The organism is Rossellomorea sp. RS05 (genome assembly GCF_039822645.1).
GTDB classification, from domain to species: domain Bacteria; phylum Bacillota; class Bacilli; order Bacillales; family Bacillaceae_B; genus Rossellomorea; species Rossellomorea marisflavi_B.
On the sequence record NZ_JBDKWY010000006.1, the window covers coordinates 158,762 to 174,072 of the forward strand.

Consider the following 15,311-nt stretch of genomic DNA (forward strand, 5'->3'; position numbering starts at 1 on the left):
GGTTATCGGCTCCTTTTCAGCTTTTGGGTGAGCGGTGATACGGCCTGTACCTTGAAGAGCAAGGCCAGCATACAATAGATGATGAAGATGACGGCGGTCATGATCGCCGTATGGATGATGATGTTCAAGTCATTTGCGAGCAAGGACTTTGTCACAAGCGCTCCTGCTACGGCTCCTGCCGTGGCCAGGATCAGCTTGCCCGATTCTTTACCGAGTCGTTTTGAGTAGGTTTTCTTTTCTTCGAAGCCCTTCAGCAAATAGCTGAAGAGCACGATGCACTGGATGAGCATGGAGATGCTCGATGCGAGGGCGATCCCCCCGACACCCATGAACCGTGCCAGGATGATGCTCAGGATCACGTTGGCCGCGACGGCACCGAGACAGGAGTACATGGCGATCTTCGTCTTCTTCAGGGCATAGAACCCGTTCATCAGGAAGTCCCTGAGGGCGAAAAAGACAAGGCCGATCCCGTAGAAGAAGAGGGCCTGGAAGGTGATGGAGGTCGCGCCTGCATCGAAGCTTCCCCGCTCGAAGGCGAGACGGATCAGGTCATCCCCGCTCACGGCAAGGAGCACCGTGAAGGGTAGTCCGGCAAACAGGATGATTGCCGTCCCTTTATGTATGATGGTGAAAAATCGCTTGTAGCCCTCGAGTGCCCCTTCTACGAGTGACGGATAGAGTACCGTGATGAGCGGCGTCAGGATCACGCTGAGGGGGAGCCAGAGAAGCCGGTTCCCGTAATTCAGAGCCGAGACGCTTCCCGTTTCGAGTCCCGATGAAACCATGCGGTCCACCAGGCTGTTCAACTGGATGGAAATCGCCGCGATGATGATCGGATAGAACAGGATCATGATCCGTTTGATCTGCTCCTTGTTTTCCTTGAAGGCGAAATTGAATCCGATTCCTTCTTTCCTGAACGAAGGATACTGGAGGAAGAACTGTCCGGCAGCACCCATGAGGACACCGGTAGCGAGCCCGTACACACCGTATGTATTCGTAAGGAGGACGGTCGCCAGGATGATGACCACATTCTGCACCGTCGACGTGAACGCCGGGAGGACGAACTGCTTGTTCGCGTTCAGCACTCCTGTGGAGATCGCGGTCAACGTCAGGAAGATCATACTCGGGATCATGATGCGCGTCAGTTCCACGGCAAGATCGAGCTGACCCGGGGTGAAGCCCGGTGCCATCATCTTCATGAGCGGCTCCGTGAAGAGGAGCGTAACAGCGATGAAGGCGAGGGAAATGACAAGGAAAAACGTGCCTAGTAGGCTCATGAGCTCCCGTGATTCCTTCTTACTTCTCTCACGTGCTTCCATGAAGAGCGGAATCGTCCCGGCCTGGATCGCCGTCCCGATCGCTGTGAAGAGCAGGGTCGGGACAAGACTCGAGACGAAGAACACGTCTGCTACGTCAGATGTGCCGAAGTACGCGGCAATGATACTCTCCCTTGCGAATCCGAGCAGTTTTCCGAGACCGGAGATGATCGTGACAAGCCCGACGGCTTTGATGAGCGATTTCATATGAATTCCTCATTTTTTAAGAGAATGGGGCGTCCTTTCTTTCGTAAGGAAATAGCCCAGTAGGGAGTAGAAGTACAGCGTAAGAATCTTCTCCTCCAGTACATTATAGAACAGGGCCGTGAGCAATGTCGCCAGGATCAGGCAGAAAAGCACCGGAGCAACGGGGTCTTTTCTCCTCTTCCACGTGATGATGAAGACCGCCACCACAAATGCGAGGACGCTCACTGTCCCCAGTGTCCCGGTCTGCACGAGGAGCTGGATGTATTGATTATCCGAGTACATCCTGTCCGGCAGCTGATACCTCTCGGCGATCGGTGTCCCGTAGCTCAGCGTCGCCGAATCCCCGAACGTCCCGAATCCCGTCCCGATCACAGGATTCATGAGATAGATATCAATTCCCTTGAAGACCACATACAGCCTGCCCCACTGACTGCTTTTCTCAATGATGTCGTCAGAGAAAATTTCTTTGAAGCGATTGGAGAATGCGGATGACCGTTCATTCGGCGGCGGTGCGCTGTCAGGCTCAACATCTTCCTGTGGAACATCGGGCATATGCCCATCGCTGATCGTATGGGCGTCGATCTCCTCCCGTGCAATACCGGCAGGGTAATAGATCAGGAAGAGCCCCAATACAATGGATAGAATCAGTCCCGCTCCCATTTTCCAAGCCCTTTTCCAGAGCACATACACGATGAAGGCAACCCCGAAGGCCAGAATCGAACCCCTGGAGTAGGTGAGGCAGAGGGTGCCGAGCATCAGGATGGAGGCAAGGACGTAAAGGATCCGCCATCGCTTCGCAACGGACAGGACATAAAGGGTGATAAAGAGACAGATGGATAAATATGTACCAAGTACGTTCGGATTCGCCGTCAGGCCGTACACCCTCATCTCATTTACAGAGGACAGATTCCAGTTCGTCCATGCCTCCGGAACAAGAAATGTCCTAGAAAAGAGGTACTCGATGATTCCGTGTACAGACAGGATTGACCCCATCACGATAGAGAGTTGGAGGAAATATCCGATATCTTCTTTATTCATCTTCCACTGACCGACGATGAAGAGGATCAGGAAGGTGATGAAATAGGCGCGATTCTGAAAGATAATGGCAGACAGGCCGACGCCCGTCTGAAAGGCTGCAATCGTCCCGACGAGGCAGAACAGCAGGATGAAGCCCGTGAAGGCATACGTCTTCCATGATCCCCGGTCCCGGATGAACCCGTAAAGGGCGGCAAGGAACAAGACGATCAACAGACAGTCGCCCATGAGCTTGAAGCCCGGATTCAATTCTAGTAAGAACGGCCGGATTGGGAAGTATATGAATAAGAGCAACAATCCGTTCTTCTTATTCCATGCGATGAAGAATAAGCTAAGGAGGGTGGAGAGATAGGCAACCACCGGATGTGTAAATACGGAAGGTACCACTAGCGCAATGACCGCAAGCAATACCAGATGCTGAAGCTTCGACAACAAAACATGACCACCCTTCTGAGAGGTTATTTCCTAGTATAAGCTTAATAAACGAATTTATTGTTTTATTTAACATTTTGTAAAGATTCCTAAAGGGATGGTAAAAAATTGATGACATGGAACCATCCGCCGACAATCTATCTTATTATAGAATCGAATCGGAAATTCCTCCAACGTCATGGAGTTGTAACACAATAACTGTTTCAGTAACGGGGCGGCTGGGATAGAATAAAGGGGAGAATCGACAAGAGAGGTAGACACGAAATGACAAACCAAACCATCACCATACTCGACGTACCTTTTGTGAATCAACGTAAATCCGAGGTCGTAAAAGACCTCTATCAACAGTATATAAAAGAAGAAAAGAAAGCTCTTGTGGTCACGGCCAATCCTGAAATCGTCATGCAGGCGAGGGAAGACCGGGAATACCACGCCATCCTTAAGACAGCCGACATCATCGTCCCCGACGGCATCGGTGTGATCATCGCGTCCAAGATGAAGAAGACGCCCCTGATGGAGCGGGTGCCTGGTTTCGAACTGATGGAGGACTTGCTTGCCCTTGGGAATGAAAACCCCATTTCCTTCTATATAGTGGGAGCAAAGCCTGAGATCCTTGAAGAAGCCGTTCAGAACCTACACACCACATATCCGAATCTTCACCTGTCAGGTCATCATCATGGGTACTTCCAAGATGACGATGAAACCATCCTTGAAGACATCCAGCGTACCAAACCCGATGTCATCCTGGTCGCCCTTGGCTTCCCGCGCCAAGAGAAATGGATTGCGGCCAATCTGCCCAAGGTAGAAAAAGGGGTCTTCATGGGAGTCGGCGGAAGCATCGATGTCCTGGCAGGCCATGTAAAGAGAGCCCCGGTCTTTTTCCAAAAAGTGCACCTGGAGTGGTTCTACCGTCTCCTGAAGCAGCCTTCACGCTGGAGGAGGATGCTCGTGCTGCCACAATTCATCATCACCGTCATGAAATCCAAAGAATAACGCTGGGAGGTCCCATCGTGAAGATCCTGCACCTGAATGCCGGCAACGAAAGCGGCGGAGGCATGTTTCACATCCTGTCCTTATTAAATGAACTGAGCCGGGAAGAATTTTTTCTCGGCGTTTTTGAAGAAGGGGAAATGTATAAGCGCGGGGTTGAGCAGAATATCCAACTGGTAAATTTCAACCAAAAGTCAAGATTCGACTTTACGATTGTCAGAAAAATTGGTACCTTTATAGAAAAGCATGGAATCGACATGATTCACACCCACGGAGCAAGAGCGAACTGCTATGCGCCCTTCATCCGGAAAAGGACGGGCGTGAAGTGGGTGGTGACCGTACATAGTGATCCCCGAGATGACTTCATGGGCCAAGGGATTACCGGGAAAGTCTTCACCAGGACGAACCTGAATGCCCTCAAACAGGCAGACCACTTCCTTGCCATCTCGGAGCGGTTCAAGACCATCCTGATGGATCTCGGCATCCCGTCAGAGAAGATCACCGTCATCCTGAACGGGATCGACTTCGACAAACCGCTGTCGAAACCGTTTGAAAGAGAAGAAATAGGGGTAAAAGAAGGAGACTTCGTTATGCTGATGGTGGCCAGGCTCGAAGCGGTGAAGAACCATAAGCTGGCGCTCACTGCCCTTCGAAACCTGATTCAACACCACCACCAGACCGGAATCAAGCTCCTCATCGCCGGTGACGGATCGGAACGGGAAGGACTTGAATCCTTCGTCAAGGCTAATGGACTTTCATCCTGCGTAGGGTTCCTCGGTCACCGTAATGATGTAGAGCGATTGTACCCTCTATCGGACCTTGTGCTCCTTACATCCTACAGCGAGAGCTTTCCCCTTGTCCTGTTGGAAGCCGCACGATCCAACGTCCCCGTGATCACCACGGACGTCGGAGGGGTCGACCTACTGATCCCCTCAGATGACTACGGATGGATCGTCCCCATCGATGATGAGAAGAGCCTGACGGAAAAGCTCCTCGCTGCCATTGAGCTGAAGCGGAATGAACGACTCCGTGAAATAGGACAAAAGTTAAGAATGCACAGCAGGGACAATTTTTCAGTAGAGCATTTCGCCAAGAACGTTTATAATGTATATTTGAGGCTGCTCGGATAAGCCGCATCTAAGAATTACCTGTATTCATCAATCGACCAACCGGGTAGATTAACGATTAAGAGGTGTACAATGACAATGCCAATGTTAATTCTGACATTACTCATATGCTTTGCCCTCACCATCGCGATCACACCCCTTGTTAAGCGGTTTGCGTTCGCAGTGGGCGCGACCGACAAACCGGAGGATCGCAAGGTGCACAGCAAAATCATGCCCCGCCTTGGCGGACTGGCTATTTATATCGGATTCATCACGGGATATCTCATCCTCCGTCCAGAAGATCAATATGCCCTTCCGATCATCATCGGAAGCGGCGTGATCCTCCTTACGGGGATGGCAGATGACATCTTCCAGCTATCGGCAAAATGGAAGTTCGTCGGACAAATTGCTGCGGCCCTCATCGTCGTCCTAGGCGGTGTGAAAATCAACTTCATCAACGTGCCGTTCTTCGACACAGAGTTGAAGTTCGGATTGCTCAGTATCCCGATCACCATCCTTTGGATCGTCGGGATCACAAACGCCATCAACTTCATTGATGGCCTCGACGGATTGGCAGCAGGTGTCTGCACCATCGGACTTGCCACCATCGGCTTCATGGCCATGCTGAAAGGCGATATCTTCGTCATGACGCTCGCCATGATCGTACTGGTAAGCTCCCTTGGCTTCCTGTACTACAATTTCCATCCGGCCAAGATTTTCATGGGGGACACCGGATCCCTCTTCCTCGGATACATCATATCCGTACTGGCCCTCCTCGGATTCAAGAACGTCACGATGGTCTCACTCGTCATCCCGTTCATCATCCTTGGAGTACCGATCTCAGATACCTTCTTCGCCATACTCAGAAGGTACAAGAACAAAAGCCCATTGTCCGCACCGGACAAATCCCACCTGCATCACTGCTTGCTGAGGGCGGGCTTCAGTCACAAACAAACGGTCATCATCATCTACGCCATGGCCGCCATGTTCAGCCTAGCCGCCATCATCTTCTCCATGTCCACCGTCTGGGGAGGCCTCATCCTCCTCACTATCCTGCTCTTCGCCATCGAATGGTTCATCGAGAGCATCGGTTTGGTCAACTCCAACTACCAACCGCTGATCAAGTTCGTAAAGGCACGGACGAGTAGGAAATAAGATGATTGTTGCAAAAAGCAGCCAACCTCATCGGGTTGGCTGCTTTTTTGCGTTAGGTGTGGTGAGGGGAGGATTTTTTGTACCTGGCACCAAATGGCGATATGGTGCCAGGTACAAAAAGGGGAAATGGTGCCAGGTACAAAAGGGGGAATGGTGCCAGGCACAAAAACGGTAAAAGGTGCCTGGCACCACCGCATCCAACAAAAAAACACCCGCCAACCAGGCGGGTGCTCTTCCATCACTGTTCTGCATAAGGATCCGATTCGGTTTCTGCATGAGGAATCTCTTCCAGTGCAGGGCCCGTATCTTCTCCGGTTTCATCATAGGTTCCAGTGTCGTCCGAAGTATCATCGTACGTTCCGGATTCATCGGTAGACTCGCTGTAGGGGTCGCTTTCTTCTTCAGTAGTCGTAGCATCATCTTCAGTGCCATAAGGGTCGGTTTCTTCACCGTTTTCTTCGGTGTTAATGTTATCCGCTGTCTGCGATTGGGACAGTCCCAGATGGTTTCTTAGCTCCAGGCTGGTGTTGGCGACGCTTGTATCATCGAGGAGCCAGTAGTAGACGCCGTCGATGTAAGTGTCTTCCCCTTCAAGGGTGATGTTCTCGATGGATAGCTTCTTGGTTAATCCGTAGCTTGAGAAAGCTTTCATTTCGTCGAACGTCATGTTGGTGGCCATGTTGTTTCCGATCGCTTCAAGGATGTCGTCATACTTCGTGATGGCGTTGCCCGAAGCAGCTTTCTTCACGATTCCCTGGAGGATCATCTGCTGGCGCTTACCGCGTTCGATGTCGTTATCGTAGTGTCGCGTCCTTGCCAGTGCAAGAGCTTGTTCCCCGTCCAGGGTCTGCTCGCCCGGCATCAGGTGGATGGCTTCTGCTTTATCTTTGGAGTTCTGCTCTTTTAATTCATATGGTACGTCGACATCAATTCCTTCAAGGGCATCGACCACATCGATGAAGGCGTTGAAGTTCATTTTCACGTAGTAGTCAACCGGGATGTTCATCAGCTGTTCCACTGCTTCGATGGAGGCTTTCGGTCCTCCGTAGGCGTGAGCATGGTTGATTTTCGTTTTATAGCCTGCGTCTTCCAAATAGACATATGAGTCACGTGGGATGCTGACCAGCTTCACCGATTTATCTTTTTCGTTCAAGGTGGCAAGCATCAAGGCATCTGAGCGATCTTTCGTGTTTCCACGTACGTCACTGCCATCAACACCGATGAACAAAATGGATACATTATCAACGTCGGGGTTTACTGCGGTTTCGCGGAGGTTGGATTTTTCGCGGCCGTCGATGTTATCGTACGATTTATTGAATACGTTTTCTGCTTTTTTAAGAACGACTGCACCGAATGCGGCGGCTGAAAAGGTGACGATGAGAAGGGGGATGATGAGGAAGAAGAAGATTCTTCTGCGGCGTTTCTTCTTTTTCATGATCTGATCATCTCGATATATTCCGTTATGCGACATATTTAAGAAGCTCCTTTTTTCGAGTAATACCTACAATATCTAAGAATATTCGCGTTTTTTACCTAAGCTCAATTGTACTATGTTACATAACCACCGTAAAATGAAATTTTTATTACAGTACACTTACAAAAAAAGCGGGACAGACCCCGCCGCTGCAATCCTCAAGATAGTAGGTACTCGTTAGAGCCGATTTTGATATTCCTTAACATCGTTCTATACCCGTTTTTCATTCATCCTACACCTTATGATGAAAAAAGACAGATTCCGTGGAATCTGCCTCCTTAGTGTTTATATAAGCGTCTCCAAATATTCCACTTCGCCTTCACTGATTTCACCTTGTCCATTGGTGAGTTCGATCATCCAGGAAGTGAAGCCATCCTTGGCAGCTTCTTCAACATAGACTTCGACTTCGACAGCATCGAGATAGTGGATCTCCTTGAGCTCGTAGTGGGAGGAGCGGACTTCATTCTCCACCTTCCCGAGCCAGGTGTAGTCGATTTTTGTCTTCATGATGCGCATGAGCTTCCGTTCGACGATACCTGTTGTATTCAAGCCTTCAGACGTGCTCTTACCGTACGCGCGGATGAGGCCGCCTGCACCGAGTTTGATGCCGCCGAAGTAGCGGGTGACGACCACGACGGTATCCTTCAAGTCGCGCTTCTTCAACACTTCAAGCATAGGGACGCCAGCCGTTCCGCTAGGTTCTCCGTCGTCATTGGCCTTCTGTATGAGGTTGTTTTCCCCGATCATATAAGCTGAGCAGTTATGATTTGCGCTCCAATGCTGCTTCTTAATATCAGCGATGAAGGCCTGTGCCTCTTCTTCTGTTTCGACACGGGCTACATGGGCGATGAAGCGGGAGCGTTCGATGACGATCTCGTTCTCGCCGGGTCCTTTTACAGTATAATATTTATGAAGCAATTCGCTTACCTCCTAACGGCGTGAATACTCTATTCCTACTATATAAAAAAATGAATCATAATGCACAAGGGAAAGACTTTATTCGAGGGAATAGTTGGTATTACATGAAATAATGGTAATACAATGTAATGAAACTTTAATCTCCTCCTATAGGCGTCATGGTATAATGGACGCTGATAGTCATACTTTCTACCTCCTGGAAAGGTACAGGTTTTTGCCAATGCCTTCCTTGGGTATGTAAAGGATGTAGGAATATGCCTAGATGAATAAAGGAGTTTCAACTATCCCTATGGAAATGGTTAGAGAATGCGATGTTTCAATGCTGATTGGGACTTAGGTCACTATCTTTTCGACCGAAACGTGTTGAACATTGTTGGATGTGTACTTAGTATAGAAGTATAGCGTTTCCAACTCTAATCGAAGTCCATGATTATCGTGGAACAAAAGAGGGGTGTACCGTGTCACTGAAAAAAATCGACACCAAGATCCTGGATGGAATCCTTGAGAAGATGATCGACACGGTCGATGAGAGCAAGGGTGAAATCTTTCAGATCGGTGAGCAATGCCGGAATGATTACCAAGACTTAATGCAAGAACTATTAGATGTTAAGAATAAGGTCCTGAAGGTCATCGACGAGGGGGATGAGCTCCACAAGAGGTCAAGGCTCGCACGCCTCAGGCTTTCTGAAGTGAGCAAGCATTTTCAGACCTACTCGGAAGACCAGGTCAGGGACGCCTATGAAAAAGCCCACGATTTCCAAATGAAACTTCTTATGAACCGACAGCAGGAAAAACAGCTGCGCGACCGCCGCGATGAACTCGAACGACGCATGAGGTCATTGGGGGAGACGATCGATAAGGCAGAGAATCTCTGCTCGCAGATTTCCGTGGTTCTCAATTATTTGAACAGTGATTTACGTGAAGTGAATGAAGCCCTTGAAGACGCGAAGCAGCGTCAGGATTTCGGCCTCCAGATCATTGAAGCCCAGGAAGATGAGCGTAAGCGTGTCTCCAGAGAAATCCATGATGGACCGGCCCAGATGATGGCAAACGTCCTCATCCGTTCCGATCTCATCGAACGGGTCTTCCGTGAGAAGACCACCGATGATGCGATCAAAGAAATCCGCGATCTGAAACGCATGGTCCGCTCGGCACTCTATGAGGTCCGTCGAATCATTTACGACCTGCGTCCCATGGCACTTGATGATCTGGGACTCGTGCCGACGCTCAAGAAATACTTGAGTACCATTGAAGAATACAACGATAAGACGAGCATCCAGTTCATCAATATGGGTCTCGATATCCGGCTCCCGCCGAAGTTCGAAGTCGCCCTCTTCAGAATGGTGCAGGAAAGCGTCCAGAACTCGCTCAAGCATGCCGAGGCCACTCACATTCAAGTAAAAGTGGAAGTAAAGAAAGACAATATAACCGTCGTCATCAAAGACAACGGCAAGGGATTCGATCTACATACACAAAAAACGGGATCCTTTGGCATCATGGGGATGAAAGAGCGTGTCGACCTTCTGGAAGGAGACATCACGATCGACTCAAAAGTAGGAGGCGGGACAGTCATACTGATCCGCGTACCTCTGAATATGTAAATTTTTCTAAGGTTTAGGGAGGCGAATGACATGGCAACAACTAATATCGTTATCATCGATGATCATCAGCTATTTCGTGAAGGGGTAAAACGGATTTTGGAATTCGAACCTTCATTCAACGTAGTAGCAGAAGGGGATGACGGAGCAGATGCCTCAGGCCTTGTGGCAGAGCACGAGCCGGATGTCGTCCTCATGGACATCAATATGCCTGAAATCAACGGCGTCGAGGCAACGCGCGAGCTCATGGATAAATATCCGGAGACAAAAGTCATCATCCTCTCCATCCACGATGATGAGAACTACGTAAACCATGCTTTGAAAACAGGTGCCCTTGGCTACCTGCTTAAGGAAATGGATTCCGATGCCCTTGTGGACGCAGTCAAAATCGTGGCTGAAGGTGGATCATACATCCATCCTAAAGTGACGCACAACCTGGTGGCTGAATACCGTCGCCTGGCCAATGCATCCAATTCAGGCGGATTCCAGCAATCCGAAGTTCGCCGCCCGCTTCACCTCCTCACGCGCCGTGAGTGTGAAGTTCTGCAGATGCTTGCAGATGGGAAGAGCAACCGTGGGATCGGTGAAGCCCTCTACATCAGTGAGAAAACCGTCAAGAACCACGTCAGTAACATCCTTCAGAAGATGAATGTGAACGACCGAACGCAAGCAGTTGTCACAGCCATTAAAAATGGTTGGGTGGAAGTACGATAATACGGATTATGAGAAGGCAGCCATTCTGGCTGCCTTCTTTTTGCTTACATAAACTTCACTTTACGCTCGTCGACTTGATCCCTTAACAACTTCTTGAATTGGTCTATTTCTGAACTAGAATCAAAAAAACGTTTAGGGAGGATAATCGCTTTCGATTTTGATACATATAGCCGGAACATATCCTTGTTCTCATGTACTGAGCGGAGGTTACTCCACTCAAAGTACCCTGCGGATCGGCCGAACGTTTGTTGGATTTCGTTCTCGGAAAACGTATAGGTTATTTTATTCTGAATTAGCGGGTCACTTTTATACTCTTTTGAAGTCCTTACCTTCACGGCAGTTCTTCCGATCAGTAACACAAGCAACGAACTCACCAGTGAAATAACTCCGTAGAGTCCAATAAAATAGATATAGACATCGAGTTCAACCATTGTACTCGTTGGGATTGCGAAGATAAGGAATACCACCACCAATAGAAAATAGAACGTAATGGTATGAAACTTCTTGAAATGATACAACCCGAATGTAGTGAATTCTTCTTTTGTGACGGTTCCATTAACCGTCAACCTCTTCTCTGTCAGCAAGTTTAACTCCCCCTGAGTAAAAATCCCTTAATTGCCCTTTTTATGTATTTTTAGGTCATTATCTCTACTTAATCATAGAAAGGACGTTGAATTCAAGACGTAAAGCAAGAAAAAAGCCACGGCATCCACCATGGCTCTTCCTCTATCAATGCTTCCGCCTCGCAAAATCCACAAACCGGAACATATCCAGCCTGTGACGTGATTCTGTGTACTCAAAACGGACGGCGTCCTTCAAGTGGACCATGTTCCGCACAACGACCACATGGTCATATCCTTTCAGATCCAAGAGCTTCTCGTCCTCTTTCGTACAGGGCTCCACGACGATTTCCTTTTTGGCAAAATCGATGGGAAGTCCGAGGGTGCCTTCGAGATGCTCATAAATTGAGTTCTCGCAGATTTCCTGGGTGAGGAGGGGGACGCGGGACTTCATGAAGTACGACTTATCGAGGATGATCCGTTCCCCGCCGATTTCACGTGAGCGGGCCACCTCCCATACTTCATCGCCGACGGTGGTCTGGAGGAGGGAGGCGAGCTGATCATCAGCCAGGATGAGACCGAAACGGTGAACGTGTGTCTTGATCGATTCGCGGCCCATGGACTGCTGCAGTTCTTTGAAGCTCACGAGTCCCGAGACGGGGAAGTTCATACGGGATACGTCCAGGACTAGGGATCCCTTTCCGCGCAGCTTCTGGATGTATCCGTTCTGCGCAAGCATCGTAAGCGCCTTGCGGATCGTTTCCCGGGAGGTATCGTACATGTCGGACAGTTCATTCTCCGAAGGGAGGATCGTGTCGGGTGCGTAGGTACCGTTCTGTATATGGTCCGATAAATCGGTATAGATCTGATAATATTTATTCCGTTTTGTCATTATGATCACCTGCTCTCATTTTACCATATCTGTCACAAAGAATTGAGAATCGACTTGAGTGTTGCGAATATTTTCAATAGAATGGAGATAGTGCAAATCTAATGAATAAGGGTGAAGAGCATTGTCGAAACAGCATTGGAAAAAAATCATGTTGGGTATAGGCATCAGTACGCTGCTTCTCGGGGCATGCAGTGCAGACGAAGAGAAGAAGGAAGACAAAAAAACATCCGAAGAATCCAAGGCGGATGAAAACAAAAAGAGCGAGGAACAAGTTCAGCAAGAGCTCCCGACCTCCGAAAATGACAAAATTGTCGAACGGGCCCAGAAGCTGGAGGAAGCAGAAGGAATCCCTGCAGAAGATAAAGAAGAGTTGACCCAGACGTTTGATCAATATATCAAGACCTTCAATGAGAAGGACTATGATGCGTATATGAATCTCATCTCGAAGCAACCGATCAACTTCAAATATGAAGATGAAGAAAAGTATGTGAAGCAGATCTTTGATTCAGTCGATTCAAAACGTACGGCAGAAAACGTCAAGATCATCAACTACAATGAAGTGAAGTCAGATGTATACGCTGAAATCAGCGCAACAACCAAGGATCCTGACAGCGGGAAAGAAGTGACGCGCTCCGGGCGTCAGGTGACGGTATTCAACAAGCAGGACGATGGATGGAAGGTTGTAGCGATCTTCTTCCAGGCGAGCGATGACGAAGAATGAGAAAGAGGACTGCTCCTGATGGGGCAGTCCTTTTTACACGGGCTTTCTTAAAAATCGAACGGATCCACAGGATGATTCCGGCAAATCCGTATGATAAGACAAGCACGAATGCGAGTCCGGCGACATTCCTCCAAGTGAGCTCGCCGTGGATGAGAGAGACGATGAACAAAGTGCCGGAAGAAATCGTCGACGCGATCACGATGAAGAGTGCATAAACGAGAATAGCGATTCTCAAAAACTTCTTCAGTGGCGTCAGTTCTTCAGGTGGACCGGGCGTTGAAGGCTGAACCTCGGACGCGGACACCTTTGGAAAGAAGCGTGCGCGTATCCAAAAGATGATGCCAACAACAAGGATATTCACACCCCCGGCGATCAAGAAGGCAAGATAATCCGTAAGAGGATGCTTGCTGATCATACTCAAGGCAGTGATCAGTGGTATGATTCCCACTATCAGGCCAAGAATTCCGAATGCGAGCAGAATAATGCGGTATGTATTCCGCTTGAAATGTTGTTCTGGGGTCATGGATTAAATCCCTTCTAAAAAGGTTCGTTACATGATCGGATCCTTCTTATTCTCTTCTTCGAGACGCTTGACCTCTTTGTCCATACTCACTTCGAGGGCAGCGATCTCCGCTTCGAGAGAGGAAATCTTCGATTCGATGGATGTGATGGCAGAGTCCATCTGACTTTGGGAGATATCCCGATAGGCTTCGTTGAACTGTTCACGGACTTCTTCAAACTCGTTGGCGCGGGTTCCCTGCCAGGTCGTTGCACTGAGCTCGGGCTGCTTTACTTTTTGAGTATACTGATTAAATTCACCTTGGAGTTGATTCATGTTGGTTTTGGAGGTCCTCAGACGTTCAAGCTGCTTACGCTTTTCCCCGATCTGTGTGACCATGAATGATAGGTAGGACAAAGGATTCAGCCCCTTCAAAAATGTGTTGTATATACCTATGTTATGGTATCAAATGGAAACATTTAAGATAAATAGGTCTAAGATACCAAAAAAGGAGGTAGTTGAGAGGAAAGGCGGTACAGGTTACTATATACCCATATTCAAGAAATATAATCTAACATTTTACAAAAAAGGGTATCATTCATCACGAGAAGAATAATGAAATAGACAAAGAGTGACATAGGGGGAATAGAGTATGAACAAAACCATTTATCTTGTCAGGCACTGCAAGGCAGAAGGGCAGGCGCCTGATGCCCGATTGACCAGAGAAGGAGAAGAACAGGCAGATCGTGTCACAGCCTTTTTCGAAGGGATCAGCGTGGACTCCATCCTGACCAGTCCTTACCTTAGAGCGGTCGATACAGTCAGGGGACTGGCAGAGGAGCATGGGATCCCTCTTGAAGAAGAGACACGCCTTTCGGAAAGGGTCCTGGCAGGGCAGGATCAGCCCGAGTGGCTGTCCATGCTGGAGAGGACCTTCACGGATCTGGAGCTCTCGTATCCAGGCGGAGAGTCCAGTCGGCAGGCGATGGAGAGGGGGATGGAGGTAATCGATGACGTGCTGCAACGCCAACACCCCGTCACCGTCATTGCCACCCATGGGAACCTCATGGCTCTTTTACTGAAACGATTCGATGACACATTCGGTTTCACACAGTGGAAGACCCTATCGAATCCGGATATCTACCGACTGGATTTTTCGGTAGAGGCCCCGGTCATCAAAAGGGTATGGAAATGAGCGATTATATCAAGGAAATGAGAAGGTTGATAGGGACCCAGCCCTTGATGGTAGCGGGAGCCACTGTCCTATGCATAAATGAGAGAAAAGAACTGCTCCTTCAGTACCGATCGGATGCCGATATATGGGGGATTCCCGGTGGTGTGATGGAGTATGGTGAAAGCCTTGAAGAGACGGCAGCCCGTGAACTCCATGAAGAAACGGGACTCCTCGCAGGGGAATTGCAGTTCATTCGGGTCCTTTCGGGACAGGAGGAATGCCACACGTATCCGAACGGTGATCAAATCTACGGTGTCACAGCGGTGTACCTGGCCAGAACGACCACGGGTACGCTTGAAATCACAAGAGAATCCAGGGAGCTAAGGTACTTCCCGCTTGATGACCTGCCATCCCCACTGGTACCGAAAGCCAGGAGGATCGTCAACGAATTGAGTCCAGAATGGATGTAAACACCATAAAAAAACCGGGCGGCCTGGAGGGGCTGCCCGGTTTTTGCATC

General features: G+C 49.1%; 16 protein-coding genes. 8 read left to right on the forward strand and 8 right to left on the reverse strand.

The window, feature by feature from the left end; translation table 11 throughout:
• Positions 1-2: 2 nt before the first annotated feature.
• Positions 3-1,523 carry a murein biosynthesis integral membrane protein MurJ gene (gene murJ, locus ABJ225_RS15760; protein ID WP_347321029.1) on the reverse strand — a complete coding sequence of 507 codons (1,521 nt, stop codon included), beginning with the start codon at positions 1,521-1,523 and terminating at the stop codon, positions 3-5.
• A 9-nt stretch (positions 1,524-1,532) separates the two neighbouring features.
• Positions 1,533-2,993, reverse strand: a complete 1,461-nt coding sequence (locus ABJ225_RS15765) for an O-antigen ligase family protein (RefSeq protein ID WP_347321030.1) — start codon at positions 2,991-2,993, stop codon at positions 1,533-1,535.
• 261 nt (positions 2,994-3,254) lie between these two features.
• Between ABJ225_RS15765 and ABJ225_RS15770 the strand changes: the two genes are divergently transcribed.
• The 3 genes from ABJ225_RS15770 to ABJ225_RS15780 all read left to right on the forward strand — a co-directional run bounded on the left by ABJ225_RS15770 (position 3,255) and on the right by ABJ225_RS15780 (position 6,241).
• The gene (locus ABJ225_RS15770) at positions 3,255-3,983 is read left to right on the forward strand and encodes a WecB/TagA/CpsF family glycosyltransferase (RefSeq protein ID WP_347321031.1); all 729 of its coding nucleotides are present in this window, start codon (positions 3,255-3,257) and stop codon (positions 3,981-3,983) included.
• Positions 3,984-4,000: 17 nt separating this feature from the next.
• Positions 4,001-5,110 (forward strand): glycosyltransferase family 4 protein, encoded by a 1,110-nt coding sequence (locus ABJ225_RS15775; RefSeq protein WP_347321032.1) that lies wholly within the window; start codon positions 4,001-4,003, stop codon positions 5,108-5,110.
• Positions 5,111-5,191: 81 nt separating this feature from the next.
• A complete protein-coding gene (locus ABJ225_RS15780) occupies positions 5,192-6,241 on the forward strand; it encodes a glycosyltransferase family 4 protein (protein WP_079514547.1) in 1,050 nt (349 codons plus the stop codon).
• Positions 6,242-6,479: 238 nt separating this feature from the next.
• Here ABJ225_RS15780 and ABJ225_RS15785 read toward each other — a convergent pair whose 3' ends face one another.
• Positions 6,480-7,676, reverse strand: coding sequence for an LCP family protein (locus tag ABJ225_RS15785; RefSeq protein ID WP_347321033.1), 1,197 nt, complete (start codon positions 7,674-7,676; stop codon positions 6,480-6,482).
• 324 nt (positions 7,677-8,000) lie between these two features.
• The gene (locus tag ABJ225_RS15790) at positions 8,001-8,633 is read right to left on the reverse strand and encodes a YigZ family protein (protein ID WP_079514348.1); all 633 of its coding nucleotides are present in this window, start codon (positions 8,631-8,633) and stop codon (positions 8,001-8,003) included.
• A 458-nt stretch (positions 8,634-9,091) separates the two neighbouring features.
• Between ABJ225_RS15790 and ABJ225_RS15795 the strand changes: the two genes are divergently transcribed.
• Both ABJ225_RS15795 and ABJ225_RS15800 read left to right on the forward strand, forming a co-directional pair.
• The gene (locus tag ABJ225_RS15795) at positions 9,092-10,234 is read left to right on the forward strand and encodes a sensor histidine kinase (protein WP_056539002.1); all 1,143 of its coding nucleotides are present in this window, start codon (positions 9,092-9,094) and stop codon (positions 10,232-10,234) included.
• A gap of 30 nt (positions 10,235-10,264) precedes the next feature.
• Positions 10,265-10,945: a response regulator gene (locus ABJ225_RS15800; RefSeq protein ID WP_053429575.1), complete on the forward strand. Its 681-nt coding sequence runs from the start codon at positions 10,265-10,267 to the stop codon at positions 10,943-10,945.
• Between the two features lie 44 nt (positions 10,946-10,989).
• On the opposite strand, the gene ABJ225_RS15805 is transcribed toward ABJ225_RS15800, so the two are convergent.
• Together ABJ225_RS15805 and treR are read right to left on the reverse strand one after the other, a co-directional pair.
• Positions 10,990-11,529 (reverse strand): YcxB family protein, encoded by a 540-nt coding sequence (locus ABJ225_RS15805; protein WP_079514350.1) that lies wholly within the window; start codon positions 11,527-11,529, stop codon positions 10,990-10,992.
• A 145-nt stretch (positions 11,530-11,674) separates the two neighbouring features.
• A complete protein-coding gene (gene treR / locus ABJ225_RS15810; protein WP_347321034.1) occupies positions 11,675-12,397 on the reverse strand; it encodes a trehalose operon repressor in 723 nt (240 codons plus the stop codon).
• 121 nt (positions 12,398-12,518) lie between these two features.
• Between treR and ABJ225_RS15815 the strand changes: the two genes are divergently transcribed.
• Positions 12,519-13,118 (forward strand): YybH family protein, encoded by a 600-nt coding sequence (locus ABJ225_RS15815; RefSeq protein ID WP_318341825.1) that lies wholly within the window; start codon positions 12,519-12,521, stop codon positions 13,116-13,118.
• Here ABJ225_RS15815 and ABJ225_RS15820 read toward each other — a convergent pair.
• Positions 13,051-13,641, reverse strand: coding sequence for a hypothetical protein (locus ABJ225_RS15820; protein ID WP_218247441.1), 591 nt, complete (start codon positions 13,639-13,641; stop codon positions 13,051-13,053). The two genes, ABJ225_RS15815 and ABJ225_RS15820, sit on opposite strands and share 68 nt — an antisense overlap.
• 27 nt (positions 13,642-13,668) lie before the next feature.
• Entirely contained in the window at positions 13,669-14,016 is a 348-nt protein-coding gene (locus ABJ225_RS15825) for a YwqH-like family protein (RefSeq protein WP_197089375.1), read from the reverse strand.
• Positions 14,017-14,269: 253 nt separating this feature from the next.
• Here ABJ225_RS15825 and ABJ225_RS15830 point away from each other — a divergent pair, with 253 nt between their 5' ends.
• Both ABJ225_RS15830 and ABJ225_RS15835 read left to right on the forward strand, forming a co-directional pair.
• Positions 14,270-14,812 (forward strand): histidine phosphatase family protein, encoded by a 543-nt coding sequence (locus tag ABJ225_RS15830; protein WP_347321035.1) that lies wholly within the window; start codon positions 14,270-14,272, stop codon positions 14,810-14,812.
• 17 nt (positions 14,813-14,829) lie between these two features.
• Positions 14,830-15,261 carry an NUDIX hydrolase gene (locus ABJ225_RS15835; protein WP_481900633.1) on the forward strand — a complete coding sequence of 144 codons (432 nt, stop codon included), beginning with the start codon at positions 14,830-14,832 and terminating at the stop codon, positions 15,259-15,261.
• The last annotated feature ends 50 nt before the right edge of the window (positions 15,262-15,311 follow it).

Coding starts and splice junctions, on each gene's coding strand:
- murJ (WP_347321029.1), bottom strand. CDS start 1,523: ATGAAATCGCTCATCAAAGCCGTCGGGCTTGTCACGATCATCTCCGGT.
- ABJ225_RS15770 (WP_347321031.1), top strand. CDS start 3,255: ATGACAAACCAAACCATCACCATACTCGACGTACCTTTTGTGAATCAA.
- ABJ225_RS15780 (WP_079514547.1), top strand. CDS start 5,192: ATGTTAATTCTGACATTACTCATATGCTTTGCCCTCACCATCGCGATC.
- ABJ225_RS15785 (WP_347321033.1), bottom strand. CDS start 7,676: ATGAAAAAGAAGAAACGCCGCAGAAGAATCTTCTTCTTCCTCATCATC.
- ABJ225_RS15800 (WP_053429575.1), top strand. CDS start 10,265: ATGGCAACAACTAATATCGTTATCATCGATGATCATCAGCTATTTCGT.
- treR (WP_347321034.1), bottom strand. CDS start 12,397: ATGACAAAACGGAATAAATATTATCAGATCTATACCGATTTATCGGAC.
- ABJ225_RS15820 (WP_218247441.1), bottom strand. CDS start 13,641: ATGACCCCAGAACAACATTTCAAGCGGAATACATACCGCATTATTCTG.
- ABJ225_RS15825 (WP_197089375.1), bottom strand. CDS start 14,016: ATGGTCACACAGATCGGGGAAAAGCGTAAGCAGCTTGAACGTCTGAGG.
- ABJ225_RS15830 (WP_347321035.1), top strand. CDS start 14,270: ATGAACAAAACCATTTATCTTGTCAGGCACTGCAAGGCAGAAGGGCAG.
- ABJ225_RS15835 (WP_481900633.1), top strand. CDS start 14,830: ATGAGAAGGTTGATAGGGACCCAGCCCTTGATGGTAGCGGGAGCCACT.